The following is a 13436-nucleotide window of genomic DNA, read 5'->3' on the forward strand; positions in this document are numbered from 1 at the left end:
TCATTAGGTAATTACTTATCGCGTTCAACGATGAAATTCGCCAGCGCTTGTAGTGGGGCAATATTCAGCGGAATCGGGCTGGATGCGACGAGATCGTCCAGCGATGCCAGTGATTCCTGATAGAGCTCCTGTGCTTTTTTTCGTGCGTTATCTAGCCCCAGTAAGCTGGGATAGGTGCTTTTACCTAACTGCTGGTCTGCACCCTGACGTTTGCCTGTTGTCGCGCTGTCGCCAACAACATCGAGAATATCGTCCTGAACCTGAAAAGCGAGCCCAATTGCGTTAGCGTAACGATCCAGATGGGGCAACGCGGCGCGGCCTGTTTCGCCGGCTGCCAGTGCGCCTAGTCGGACAGCGGCACGAATCAATGCACCGGTTTTGTGGCGATGAATCCGTTCTAACGCGGCCAGATCGACCTGATGGCCCTCTGCTTCCAGATCGAAAGCCTGACCACCGCACATGCCCGCTACGCCACTGGCGTAAGCCAATTCTGAAATCATCGCCAGTCGATCGCGGTCAGATACCTGCGGTATCGGTGCATCGGCCAAAATGGAGAATGCCAGCGTTTGCAATGCATCGCCTGCCAAAATGGCATTCGCTTCGCCAAACTTGATGTGACAGGTTGGCTGTCCACGGCGTAAATCGTCGTCGTCCATTGCCGGCAGATCGTCATGAATCAATGAATAAGCATGGATACATTCGACTGCCGCAGCAGGGGCATCCAGACTCTCTAACGACATGCCAAACAGTTCACCAGTAGTATAAACCAGAAACGGACGCAGGCGTTTGCCTCCTAAGAGTGAGCCATACTCCATTGCATTGACCAGTGGACTACTCTGAAAGGGGAGGCTGGCGATGAAATGCCCCAACATACGGTTAGTGCGTTGGTAATGCGCATTCAATTGCGTGCTGAAATCGGTCATAGCGAGTCGTTATCCGGCGTAAACGGTGACAGCGACGCATCGGGATCGTCGCTTAGCAGGATTTGTACACGCTGTTCTGCTTGTTGCAGTTTTTGCTGACCTTGGCGAGCGAGCTGGATGCCGTGCTCAAACTCATTTAGTGCATCGTCCAGCGGCAGTTCGCCTGATTCGAGGCGGGTAACGATTTTTTCCAGTTCGTTCAGCGAGCTTTCAAAGCTGACTGGCTGCTCGGTCTTCTTAGGCATAGTGGTTTCAGAATCCTGGTGTTATACGCCGTTGGCTTGTGGCGGCAGAGCGTGGTGTTGCGTGTGGTCATCTGTGGATGCGCAACAATTATACGGTTAAAGCGCACAGTATATCTTCATATAATGATATACTCCGCGCCCTGGATGCTATTGGTAAAATCATCTCTGTTCTGGCTGATTTTACCGATAACGTGATTTTAGTGCTCAGGGTAAATTTATTTACGCCTTTCTGACCAAGTAACGACAGCCACCATGAAGTTTATCATTAAATTGTTCCCGGAAATCACCATCAAGAGCCAATCTGTGCGGTTGCGCTTTATCAAGATTCTAACCGGAAACATTCGCAACGTATTAAAACACTATGATGAAACGCTGGCGGTTGTCCGTCACTGGGATCATATCGAAGTTCGTGCCAAAGATGAAAATCAGCGTGGAGCGATTCGTGATGCGCTAACAAGAATTCCAGGTATTCACCATATTCTGGAAGTTGAAGATCATTCTTATACCGATGTACATAACATCTTTGAACAGGCGCTGGCGTTGTATCGTGAGCGGTTGGAAGGCAAGACGTTTTGTGTGCGAGTGAAACGCCGCGGTAAGCATGAGTTTAGCTCTCAGGACGTGGAGCGCTACGTCGGCGGCGGTTTGAACCAGCACATTGAAACGGCGCGAGTTAACCTCACGACACCGCAGGTCACCGTGCATCTGGAAATCGAGCAGGATCGCCTGCTGCTGATTAAAGGCCGTAGCGAAGGGATCGGTGGTTACCCAATCGGTACGCAGGAAGATGTGTTATCACTGATTTCTGGTGGTTTCGACTCTGGCGTATCCAGCTATATGTTGATGCGTCGTGGATGCCGCGTGCATTACTGCTTCTTCAACCTTGGCGGTGCAGCCCATGAGATCGGTGTGAAGCAGGTAGCACACTATCTGTGGAACCGTTTTGGTAGCTCGCATCGGGTGCGTTTTATTGCTATCGACTTCGATCCTGTCGTGGGTGAAATTCTGGAGAAGGTTGACGACGGCCAGATGGGTGTCGTCTTAAAGCGCATGATGGTACGTGCGGCCTCCAAAGTTGCTGAGCGTTACGGTGTTCAGGCGCTGGTGACCGGTGAAGCGTTAGGGCAGGTGTCCAGTCAGACGCTAACCAACCTGCGTTTGATCGATAATGCCTCCGATACCCTGATTCTGCGTCCGCTGATTTCTCACGATAAAGAACACATTATCAAACAGGCTCGTGAGCTGGGGACGGAAGATTTCGCCAAAACGATGCCGGAATACTGTGGTGTGATCTCTAAAAGCCCGACGGTGAAGGCAGTGAAAGCGAAGATTGAGGCCGAAGAAGGCCACTTTGATTTTGCTATCCTGGATCGCGTGGTGAGTGAAGCACGGAATATTGATATCCGTGAGATCGCCGAGCAGACCAAGCAAGATGTGGTTGAAGTCGAAACGGTCGCGTCGTTTGCGCCAACCGACGTGCTGTTGGATATCCGCGCGCCGGATGAACAGGACGATAAGCCGCTTGAGCTGGATCAGATCGAAATCAAATCCTTACCGTTCTACAAGCTGGGTACGCAGTTTGGCGATTTGGATCAGAGCAAAACCTATCTGCTTTACTGCGAGCGTGGCGTGATGAGCCGCTTGCAGGCGCTGTACCTGCGTGAGCAAGGTTTCAGCAATGTGAAGGTATACCGTCCGTAATAGGAATAAGGCGCGCAAGCGCCTTTTTCGTCAGTCTTAATCGCGATAGTTATGAATGCCCGGCGGCAGGATAAGCTGCTCAGCAACCTCGGCAGCTTTTTCTTTCCCTAGTAGCAAATCGATGATCTTCAGTGCGAAATCCATGCTGGTGCCTGGCCCTTGTGTGGTTAACAGATTCACACGTGGATCGTAGACGACGCGCTTTTCCATCCATTTCTCTGGTGCAATCTTATCCTTAAACGCAGGGTAGCCCGTCATGTTTCCGACGGGAAACAGCTGATGATATTCCAGCACTAGCGCAGGCGTTGCACACATCGCAGCGACAATTTTCCCTTCCAGATGTGCTTGTCGAATGCATTCCACCAGTATTGGGCTATCGCGGAAGCACTCCGCACCTTGCAGGCCGCCCGGTAACACCAGCACATCGAAAGGCCGATCGGCGACGGTAGCCAGTGGGGCATCTGCCAGCAGCCTTACCCCGCGTGAGCAGACGATTTCCAGATTGCCATCGCTGGCTACACTGGCAAGCGTGACCTGAATACCCGCCCGGACAAGCAAATCGATGGTCGTGACGGCTTCAGTTTCTTCACTACCAGGTGCCAGACACACCAGTGCCGATGCGGTCATAATCATTTTCCTTGTGCTTAATGTAGTCAAACAGACGGGCATTTTCGGGGAGTGTCAGACCGTGGAGACGCGCACGGTGCAGTAAATACCCGGTAATGTAGTCAATTTCGGTATGTCGCTGAGCGATGATGTCCTGCAACATCGATGAGGTGTTTGCCGCGGTGTTCTGAATAATCTGATTCACGTAGAGCAGCAGGCTATCTCGCGATGTATGGAAGCCTTCCCGTTCCATGACGCTGGTCACTTCCTGACAAAGCGATGCAATCAGTTCTGGGTACGCAGAAAGCTCGCCATTGGTGCAGTGATATTTCACCGTGAGCGGGTTGATGACGCAGTTAGCCGCCAGTTTCAGCCAGCAGGTAGCGCTAATGTTGGTGTGCCAAGCCACATCCGGTAAGGCCTGATGTAGCACTTCAGCTAAATGGCTTTGGCTACTGTCGCCATTAAACGTGCCGATATGCGTTGTACCTGCCGCAACGTGTACGACGTTATTTGCGTCGCGTCGGGCTGCGTGGGTGGTGATACCGAGTACCAGTGGCTGCTGCAGCGACGGCAATTCTTCTCGTGTACCCATCCCGTTGTGTAAAAGCAGAATCGTGCAATGCGGATTGAGCTGAGGCAACAGCACGGTAACGGCATCGGAAACCTGCCATGCTTTTAGCGTCACCAACAGAAGTTCGCTTTGGGCAAGATGATCGGGATCGTTCGCCGTCAGGTTGAGATTACAGTGCTGGCCGTCCAGCAGGGTGACATTGACTGGACAATACGGTTGCGGAATGCGCAGCCATCCTTGGACATCATGCCCTTGCTGATGCAACGCGGCGAGCCAAAGTTGACCCAGCGCGCCACAGCCAAGAACGGTGATTTTCATGTGAGTCTCCCTTATTTGATGCGGGCGCTGTCGTTCTGCCATCATAGGCTATCATTCACATCGTGATCTTGTGTTATTCGGGCTGTTTACCTGATGCCGCGTAAAAATCGGGATCGTGTCTGGCATCTTGCTTATCGCAGAAGAGCGGTTATTATGCTCGCCAGCCAAATTTGTCAGGAGAGCGAATTATGCCATCTTTCGATATTGTTTCGGAAATTGATATGCAGGAAGTCCGTAACGCGGTGGAAAATGCGACGCGCGATCTGAGCACCCGTTGGGATTTTCGCAATGTTCCGGCCAGCTTTGAACTGAATGAGAAATCACAGAGTATCAAAGTGGCCAGCGAGTCAGATTTTCAGGTACAACAGCTGGTTGATATTCTGCGCGAAAAGCTGGTTAAGCGGGGTATTGAAGGCGGTTCGCTGGAAATCCCAGAAGAAATGGAACACAGCGGAAAAACGTACAGCGTGGAAGCGAAGCTGAAGCAAGGTATTGAAACGACGTTGGCTAAGCAAATCATCAAGCTGATTAAAGACAGCAAGCTGAAAGTGCAGGCGCAGATTCAAGGTGAGCAGGTTCGCGTCACTGGTAAATCACGTGATGATTTGCAGGGCGTGATGGCGTTGATTCGTGGCGGAAATCTGGGGCAGCCGTTCCAGTTTACCAACTTCCGCGATTGATGCTTTTAGTCATCCGCTGATGAACAGCAAGGCCAGCGAAAGCTGGCCTTTTGCATGGTGCGTTAGGATTGACCGACTAATTGTTCTAACTGCTGCCGATTGGTCTTTTTGTTGTCGATCTTCACATAGGCGCTGTATTCATCCGGCACGATAACCACTTCGGCCACGCCGGGCTGGGTGCGAATTTTCTGTTCCAATTCACTGTCCTGCAATGCTAAATCGGACAGCGCGATTCTCAGGCTACTGAGATAAGGCGGCTCCTGCATGGTGACGCTGACGAGTAGCCAGATGGCCGCAATCGCCGCGCCAGCCATAAATACGGCAGAGGCACCATAAAGCTCAAACAGCCCGCCGCCGATGCTCCCGCCAATTGCCACACCGATAAACTGCGTGGTGGAGTAAACGCCCATCGCCGTGCCTTTATATCCCGCAGGTGATTCCTTGCTAATCAGTGATGGTAGTAGGGCTTCCATGACGTTGAAGGCTAGGAAGAACAGCTGTACGCCGATGATAATTTGCCAAAGATGGTTACCCGCCGCCCATAAGACAACCTCTGCGGCGATCAGCACCACGATACAGCCGATGAAGACCTGCTTCATTCGTCTTTTCACTTCAGCATAAATGATGAAAGGCACGACACCGACAAAAGAGATCAGCATCGTGACCAGATAGACTTTCCAATGGTCCTGCGGCGCCAAGCCCACAGATTCCATTACGCGGGGGAGGGCGACAAAGCTCGACATCAATAAAATATGCAGACACATAATGCCGATATTCAGTTTCAGCAGGCGGCTATTGCTGAGCACTTTGCGGAAACTGCCGCGTACCATCGCCGATTCTCGATTCAGAACGTGTTCAGGTGCGGAAGGAATCAGCGTCAGGGTAATGACAATACCTGCGAGTGATAGAAGGGCGATGCCCCAGAAGAGCGCCTGTAAACCGAAGGCATGAGTAATGATTGGCCCCAGGACCATCGCGATAGCAAAGGTGACGCCGAAGCTAACGCCGATAAACGCCATCGCTTTAGTTCGGTTCTGCTCACGCGTCAGGTCGGAAAGCAGCGCCATGACGGCGGCAGAAATCGCGCCAGCGCCCTGCAATGCTCGACCAAGGATGATGCCCCAGATGGAGTCGCTTAGTGCGGCGATGACGCTGCCGAGTGCAAATATCAGCAGCCCCCCGACGATCAGCGGTTTTCTGCCGATACGATCGGAGACCAAACCAAAGGGAATCTGGAAAATAGCCTGCATTAAGCCATAAATACCAATCGCAATACCGATCAGCGCTTCACTGGCACCTTGTAAGGCCATGCCGTAAGTCGTCAGGACAGGCAACACCATGAACATGCCAAGCATGCGTAGTGAAAAAACGGCTCCCAAGCCCCATGTGGCGCGTAATTCGCCAGGGGTCATTTTATTATCGTTCATGTGTACCTCGGAAAACAATTGGCGCTATTTTAGTGCGTTATTGGCCAGACAGTAAACGATAGGTTTGTTACGTGATTTGGCGGAGGAAGAAGTAGGGGAGGGGAAAAGAAAAAATCAGGGAACGTTTTTCAACGTCCTTGCGACGGTACGAAGGGCGGCGTGCAGGAAGTCGGTCATAAAAAAACAGGCGGACGAGCCACCTGTTTTTATTAATGCATGTAACGCTGCTTGTGATTAACGCAGGTAGGTCAGCATAATTTCATGTGCTGGTGCCATTGAATCCACAGACATCATGACGCTCAGTGACGTAATCGCGACAATGGAGAAAACAAACAGTTTTCTTGCCCACACGCGGTCATCAATCGCATTTTTATAGCCTGACAGCGCCATACCCAACCACCAGACGCTAACTGCTGCGGCAACGATCAGATATTTGTAGCCGGCATAGCCGCCGAGAGACAGCATCAGAGTCGCTACTGCAAACGCCACGATGTACAGCGTGATGTGGTGTTTCGCAACGGAGATGCCTTTCACAACAGGCAGTACCGGGATGTTGGCGGCCTGATAATCCTTGAAGCGGAAAATCGCAATCGCGTAGGAATGCGGCATCTGCCACAGGCTAAAGATCAGCAGCAGAATCAACGCGCCAGCATCGAACTGGTTGCTGACGGCACAGTAACCGATAACCGGTGGTGCCGCGCCGGACAGGCTGCCAATCAGCGTGCCATAGACAGAATGCCGCTTCATGTACAGGCTATATACACCGACATACACGACGAAGCCCATCACCGCCAGCCACATGGCCAGCGGGTTAGCCGCGATGTAGAGCAGAGCAAAGCCCGCAATACCTAACAGCGATGCGTAAACCAGCGTTACCTTCAGCGAAATCAGTCCCTTTACCAGAACCCGATTTTTGGTTCTCTCCATTTTCTTGTCGATGTCGCGGTCAATGACGTTGTTAAACACGCAGCCAGATGCAACGACTAACGACACACCCACGAGGGTGGCGAAAAACAGGGGATAATCAATGCGGCCTTGGGCCGCAAGGAGAAATCCACCGATAACGGAAATCAGATTTCCGAAAATAATTCCTGGTTTAGTAACTTGCAGGTATTGCTTAATCATCTTTTACGGCTCTGTTACTGGATCATCATATTGTGGTGTGCGCTCATCATAATCCAGATGGAGCCCACGACGACAATAGCGATAATCAGGACGGCAAACACAAGAGCCACCACGTTCCAGCGCTCTTCTGAGGACGTATTCAGGTGCAGGAAGTACACCAGATGTACCAGAATCTGAACAACGGCACATCCCACCACCGTGAAAAGAATGGCGCTATGTGAGGCTGTGCCGCTCATGACCATACTGAAAGGAATCACTGTCAAAATCACCGACAGAACAAAACCTATCACATATGACTTCACGCTGCCGTGGCTGGCACCTGCATGATCGGTTGTTGAATGACTCATTACATTGCCCCCAGCAGATAAACAACGGTGAAGACACAGATCCATACCACGTCGAGGAAGTGCCAGAACAGGCTCAGGCACATCAGACGCGTTTTATTGGTTGCAGTCAGGCCACGCTTGGACACCTGAATCATCATGATGACCAACCAGATCAGACCGCCCGTTACGTGCAGCCCGTGGGTGCCGACCAGTGCGAAGAAGGCAGACAGGAACGCGCTGCGATCTGGGCCATAGCCTTCAACGATCAGGTGATGGAATTCATAGATTTCCATCCCGATAAACACCAGACCGAACAGGAAGGTCACGCCTAACCAGGTATTAACCTGAGATTTGTTGCCCTTATTCATGGCGATCATCGCCATGCCGTAGGTAATACTACTGAACAACAGCGCGAACGTTTCCACCAGCACGAAAGGCAGTTGGAAAAGGTCCTTCCCGCTTGGGCCACCCGCAGTACCGTTAACCAGTACCGCATAGGTTGCGAACAGTGACCCGAAAATGATCAGGTCGCTCATCAGGTAGACCCAGAAGCCGAATACTTTGTTGGCTCCTGCGTCGTGGTGCCCATGCTCGGCATGGGCAGTATTGTGGTTAGTCAGAGTTTCAGTTGACATGTTTCACGCCTGCCTTACTGAGTTGATCAAAATTCTGATTCTCAATTTGCTCAATTTCTTTAACCGGCACGTAGTAATCCACGTCTTGATTAAAGCTATGCACAATCCAGGTCACAATCATGCCAGCGAAGCCGGCGATAGCAAGCCACCAGATATGCCAGATCATGGCAAAACCGAATACCAGGCTGAATGCAGAGATAATCACACCAGCGCCGGTATTTTTCGGCATGTGAATCTCTTCATAGCTGGCAGGGCGCTTGTAAGCTTCACCTTTCTCTTTCGCTTCCCAGAACGCATCACGATCGTTGATGTGTGGCACGATAGCGAAGTTATAGAACGGTGCAGGAGAAGAGGTTGCCCACTCCAGCGTACGTCCACCCCACGGGTCGCCCGTCAGATCGCGGTTCTGGTTACGGTCACGGATACTGACGTAGAACTGCATAACCTGACACAGTACGCCGATACCGATTAATGCCGCACCGATGGAAGCCACAACAAGTAAAGCGTGGAACTCAGGGTTGATTTGCTGGCTCAGACGGCGCGTCATTCCCATGAAGCCGAGGACATACAGCGGCATGAAGGCAACGAAGAAGCCGATAATCCAGAACCAGAATGCGCGCTTACCCCAGGTTTCGTTCAGGGTGAAGCCAAACGCTTTCGGGAACCAGTAAGTAATACCTGCGAAGCAACCGAACACCACGCCGCCGATGATCACGTTATGGAAGTGAGCAATCAGGAACAGACTGTTGTGCAGGACAAAGTTCGCGCCCGGTACAGCCAGCAGTACCCCGGTCATCCCACCGATGGTGAAGGTGATGATGAAGCCCGTGGTCCACAGCATCGCGGAGTTGGATTCGATACGGCCTTGATACATGGTGAACAGCCAGTTGAAGATTTTAACCCCAGTCGGGATTGAAATAATCATGGTGGCTATACCAAAGAAGGCGTTGACGTTCGCGCCGGACCCCATGGTAAAGAAGTGGTGCAACCAAACGATGAACGACAGAACCGTAATCGCAATCGTTGCCCACACCAGTGAGGTGTAGCCAAACAGCCGTTTTTTACAGAAGGTCGCAACCACTTCGGAGTAAATACCGAAGACTGGCAGTACCAGAATGTAAACCTCAGGATGACCCCATGCCCAAATCAGGTTGATGTACATCATCATGTTGCCACCCATATCATTGGTAAAGAAATGGGTGCCGAGGTAACGGTCAAGCGTCAGCAGCGCAATGGTAACGGTCAATATCGGGAATGCAGCAATGATAAGCACGTTGGTACACAGTGCCGTCCAGGTAAATACTGGCATTTTCATCAGCGTCATGCCCGGTGCGCGCATCTTCAGAATCGTAGCGAAGAAGTTAACACCTGTCAGCGTGGTACCTATACCGGATATCTGTAGACTCCATATCCAGTAATCGACCCCGACGCCGGGACTGTACTCCTTTCCTGAAAGCGGCGGATACGCCACCCAGCCGGTTTGCGCAAACTCACCCACCCCGAGAGAGAGGTTGATCAAGATAACGCCAGCCACAAACAGCCAGAAGCTGAGGGAGTTCAGGAAGGGGAAAGCAACGTCACGCGCACCGATCTGCAAGGGAACCGCAAGGTTCATCAAGCCAACAACGAACGGGGTTGCCACAAAGAAGATCATGATGACACCGTGTGCGGTGAAGATCTGATCGTAGTGGTGAGCGTTTAGGAAGCCTTCTTGCCCGGCGGAGGCTAGCACCTGCTGGCCACGCATCATGATGGCATCGGCAAAACCACGTATCATCATCACCAGGCCGACGATGATGTACATGATACCGATTTTCTTGTGGTCTACGGATGTGAACCACTCGGCCCACAGCCATTTCCACTTACCTAAATAGGTTATTGCCGCCAGCAGCGCAAGGCCGCCAACGATGATCGCCGCCACGGTGACCATAATAATGGGTTCGTGATACGGAACCGCATCGAGTGTAAGTTTTCCGAACATCGTATTATCCCTCGGCTCCTTTGTGCGAGCCATGCTCGCCCATGTTCATACCCTCACCATGTTGCATGTTTTCGTCGGGCTTCATGCCTTCACCATGATGTTGCATGTTCATGTCGTTGCCTGTGAATTTGCGAATAATATTATTGAACAAATCCGGCTGGACAGTGGAGAAGTATTCGACAGGATGGAATTCACTTGGTTTAGCCAACGCGTTGAATTCATCCATGGTATTCAGTGTCTTAGGGGACGACCGAACGTTCGCAACCCACTGGTCGAACTCTTGTTGAGTTGGCGTGGCAATCGCGGTGAACTTCATACCAGAGAAGCCTTTACCACTATAGCCGCCAGAGATACCGTCATACTTGCCCGGTTCATTAGCGATCAAGTGGAGCTTCGTCTGCATTCCGGCCATGGCGTAAATCTGTCCGCCAAGACGAGGGATGAAGAAGGAGTTCATCACGGAGTCGGATGTAATCTTGAACGCAACAGGCACGTTGGCAGGGAAAGCCAGTTCGTTAACCGTCGCGATACCCAGATCCGGGTAAACAAACAGCCATTTCCAATCAAGCGAAACAACTTCGACATTGATAGGTTTGACGTCTGATACCAGCGGCTTGTATGGGTCAAGCGAGTGGGTCGTCTTCCAGGTAATGGTGCCAAGAATAACGATAATGATAATTGGTACAGTCCAGACTACTGCTTCTATCTTATTGGAATGTGACCAGTTCGGGGTATATTTTGCCTTTTCATTGGAAGCACGGAACTTCCAGGCAAAAGCTATCGTCATAACGATAACGGGAATCACAACGATCAACATCAGCCCGATGGCAGTCAGTATTAACGATCTTTGCTCTAACCCGACTTCTCCTTTGGGGTTCATCAGCGCCATATCGCAACCGCTCAGTAGAACAGTGGCTGCAAATAAAGACAGCATCCCAAAAATTTTATTGTATTTCTTGAGTCTCATCTAGCGACCTCAATAACAAGGGCTCTATTGTCATTTCATGCGAGCGGGCATTTTACGGGAAGGTTACTGCACTGTAAACATGATTAAGGTTATGTCAGCCGATTGTTGCTGTTTTTTGCCCTTAATGTCACAAAGATAGCCAAAATAAAAATGGTATTGAAAAACAGCAAATTAAGTGGCTACCCAGATGAGAGTATGGATGGATAATAAGAAATTACAACGTATCGTAACGCTTATTTTCTATTTTTAGTTTGGTGAAATTTTTTGCTCAATCTGTGTTTTTGATAACGAATGAAATTAGTTCTGGCGAGTTTTACGAGGAAATAAAATTCCCTCTAGCAAGATAATTATGAAAAAAATAATTAAATAAAGGAATAGTGTAATAGGTGCAGGCAGCAGATGAGCGCTGCCTGAACGAATACCGTTAGTGTGCGGACTGTTTGGACGCGCGCCGGAGTGACAGATAGTCCAGCAAACTGCCGAAGAAAATGCCCAGCAGAGCGAGCGTACCGCCTGCGGCGAGCAGGTATTCTGCCAACAGAGGCAATGAGGACCATTCCAGCGCATTGCTGATCAGCAGCATGAGCCACAATACCAGCACGATCACACCTAATCCCAGCACATGCATGGCCTTCTTGTAATAATTCTGGAAATTTGTGCGTAACTGAAAAGTATCGGTTTTCTGTGTAAATTCCAGCGTCTCACGGCAAATCATCAGGATTGCCAGTCCCGGTAATGCGGCAAAAATCGAGAACAGATAGAACCATGCCCAGCCGTAGGATTCGACAAACCAGCCTGCGATAGGGCCAACGTAAACCCGTCCGACAGCGGCAAGGGCGGAAAGCAGAGCAAACTGTGTGGCTGAGAATGACTTATTACACAGCGTCATCAATAGTGCGACGAATGCTGCTGTCCCCATACCGCCGCAGAGATTTTCCAGAAAAACAGCGGTAGCCATAGTGAACAGACTTTTGGCTGTGATAGCCAGCAGCCAGTATCCCGCGTTGGACACGGCCTGAAGAATACCAAACAGCATCAGCGCTCTGAACAACGAGAGCCGCTGCATCAATAATCCGCCGTAAATGGCTCCCACGATGGTGGCGAAGAGTCCAAGTGTTTTATTCACGAGCCCGACATCACCAGCATTGAAGCCAACGCCCCGTATCAGGAAGGTTGTCGTCAAGCTGACGGCAAAGGCGTCGCCGAGTTTGTATAACACGATAAGCAGCAGAATGAGCCAGGCGTTGTTGCGTGCGAAGAAGTCACGCAAGGGGGCAACAATTGCTTGCTCCATGGTGCGCGGCGCAGGCTGGCTATTCAGTGGTTCCGGCGCTAACAGGGTTGCGAATACACCAATCAGCATTAATCCTGCCATTAGCCAATAAGTGGCCTGCCAGCCGAAATAGCGATCGGCCATCCACAGCGCCAGTCCGCCTGAAACCAGCATGGCCAGACGATAACCTAATACCGAGGTAGCGGCCCCCGTCCCGCGTTCTTCAGGGGGAAGTAAATCCGTCTTATAGGCATCAAAAACAATATCCTGAGACGCGGAGCAGAACGCGACCAGAACTGCCAGTGCGGCCAGCCACCAGAGATCGCGTGCCGGGTTCATAAACCCCATACCAATAATGGCGGCAATGAGCAGAAGTTGACTGAGAATCAGCCAGCCGCGGCGTCTGCCAAGAAACGGTGGGGTGTAGCGGTCCATCAGCGGGGACCACAGGAACTTGAATACGTAGGCTTGACCAACCAGAGAGAAAAAACCAATGGTTTTCAGATCGACATTCTCGACAGTCATCCAAGCTTGCAATGTGCCTGATGTCAATGCCAGTGGTAAACCGGAAGCGAAGCCAAGCAACAGCATAAAAAGCGAATTACGTTGGCTGAATAAAGCAATGATGCGACTAAACATGAAGAGTCCTTTCCCT

General features: G+C 51.1%; 13 protein-coding genes. 2 read left to right on the forward strand and 11 right to left on the reverse strand.

What is annotated here, in order from left to right; genetic code table 11:
* Nucleotides 1-11: 11 nt before the first annotated feature.
* Complete coding sequence (gene ispA / locus EIP93_RS06000; protein ID WP_103862977.1) at nucleotides 12-923, reverse strand: (2E,6E)-farnesyl diphosphate synthase; 912 nt, start codon at nucleotides 921-923, stop codon at nucleotides 12-14.
* Nucleotides 920-1168 (reverse strand): exodeoxyribonuclease VII small subunit, encoded by a 249-nt coding sequence (xseB, locus tag EIP93_RS06005; protein WP_102116781.1) that lies wholly within the window; start codon nucleotides 1166-1168, stop codon nucleotides 920-922. Before xseB ends, ispA begins: the two co-directional genes overlap by 4 nt.
* Nucleotides 1169-1420: 252 nt before the next feature.
* Here xseB and thiI point away from each other — a divergent pair, with 252 nt between their 5' ends.
* Nucleotides 1421-2869 carry a tRNA uracil 4-sulfurtransferase ThiI gene (gene thiI, locus EIP93_RS06010; protein WP_039485460.1) on the forward strand — a complete coding sequence of 483 codons (1449 nt, stop codon included), beginning with the start codon at nucleotides 1421-1423 and terminating at the stop codon, nucleotides 2867-2869.
* Nucleotides 2870-2905: 36 nt separating this feature from the next.
* Here thiI and yajL read toward each other — a convergent pair whose 3' ends face one another.
* Both yajL and panE read right to left on the reverse strand, forming a co-directional pair.
* Nucleotides 2906-3496, reverse strand: a complete 591-nt coding sequence (gene yajL / locus EIP93_RS06015) for a protein deglycase YajL (RefSeq protein ID WP_039356137.1) — start codon at nucleotides 3494-3496, stop codon at nucleotides 2906-2908.
* The gene (gene panE, locus EIP93_RS06020; protein ID WP_116586022.1) at nucleotides 3459-4367 is read right to left on the reverse strand and encodes a 2-dehydropantoate 2-reductase; all 909 of its coding nucleotides are present in this window, start codon (nucleotides 4365-4367) and stop codon (nucleotides 3459-3461) included. The genes yajL and panE overlap by 38 nt, the downstream gene beginning before the upstream one ends.
* 188 nt (nucleotides 4368-4555) lie before the next feature.
* Between panE and EIP93_RS06025 the strand changes: the two genes are divergently transcribed.
* Nucleotides 4556-5047 carry a YajQ family cyclic di-GMP-binding protein gene (locus EIP93_RS06025; RefSeq protein ID WP_010282093.1) on the forward strand — a complete coding sequence of 164 codons (492 nt, stop codon included), beginning with the start codon at nucleotides 4556-4558 and terminating at the stop codon, nucleotides 5045-5047.
* 62 nt (nucleotides 5048-5109) lie between these two features.
* Here the strand turns inward: EIP93_RS06025 and EIP93_RS06030 are convergent, their stop codons facing one another.
* The 7 genes from EIP93_RS06030 to ampG form a co-directional block, all read right to left on the reverse strand.
* Nucleotides 5110-6474, reverse strand: a complete 1365-nt coding sequence (locus EIP93_RS06030) for an MFS transporter (protein WP_109224985.1) — start codon at nucleotides 6472-6474, stop codon at nucleotides 5110-5112.
* A gap of 234 nt (nucleotides 6475-6708) precedes the next feature.
* Complete coding sequence (cyoE, locus tag EIP93_RS06035; protein WP_010282097.1) at nucleotides 6709-7599, reverse strand: heme o synthase; 891 nt, start codon at nucleotides 7597-7599, stop codon at nucleotides 6709-6711.
* Between the two features lie 14 nt (nucleotides 7600-7613).
* Nucleotides 7614-7946, reverse strand: coding sequence for a cytochrome o ubiquinol oxidase subunit IV (locus EIP93_RS06040; RefSeq protein ID WP_039490482.1), 333 nt, complete (start codon nucleotides 7944-7946; stop codon nucleotides 7614-7616).
* Nucleotides 7946-8560 carry a cytochrome o ubiquinol oxidase subunit III gene (locus tag EIP93_RS06045; protein WP_103862981.1) on the reverse strand — a complete coding sequence of 205 codons (615 nt, stop codon included), beginning with the start codon at nucleotides 8558-8560 and terminating at the stop codon, nucleotides 7946-7948. The genes EIP93_RS06040 and EIP93_RS06045 overlap by 1 nt, the downstream gene beginning before the upstream one ends.
* Nucleotides 8550-10541 carry a cytochrome o ubiquinol oxidase subunit I gene (gene cyoB, locus EIP93_RS06050; RefSeq protein ID WP_103862982.1) on the reverse strand — a complete coding sequence of 664 codons (1992 nt, stop codon included), beginning with the start codon at nucleotides 10539-10541 and terminating at the stop codon, nucleotides 8550-8552. Before cyoB ends, EIP93_RS06045 begins: the two co-directional genes overlap by 11 nt.
* A gap of 4 nt (nucleotides 10542-10545) precedes the next feature.
* Nucleotides 10546-11508, reverse strand: coding sequence for a cytochrome o ubiquinol oxidase subunit II (gene cyoA, locus EIP93_RS06055; RefSeq protein ID WP_103862983.1), 963 nt, complete (start codon nucleotides 11506-11508; stop codon nucleotides 10546-10548).
* Between the two features lie 424 nt (nucleotides 11509-11932).
* Complete coding sequence (gene ampG / locus EIP93_RS06060) at nucleotides 11933-13420, reverse strand: muropeptide MFS transporter AmpG (protein ID WP_107332480.1); 1488 nt, start codon at nucleotides 13418-13420, stop codon at nucleotides 11933-11935.
* Nucleotides 13421-13436 lie beyond the last annotated feature (16 nt).

The organism is Pectobacterium versatile (assembly GCF_003932035.1).
Lineage (GTDB): Bacteria > Pseudomonadota > Gammaproteobacteria > Enterobacterales > Enterobacteriaceae > Pectobacterium > Pectobacterium versatile.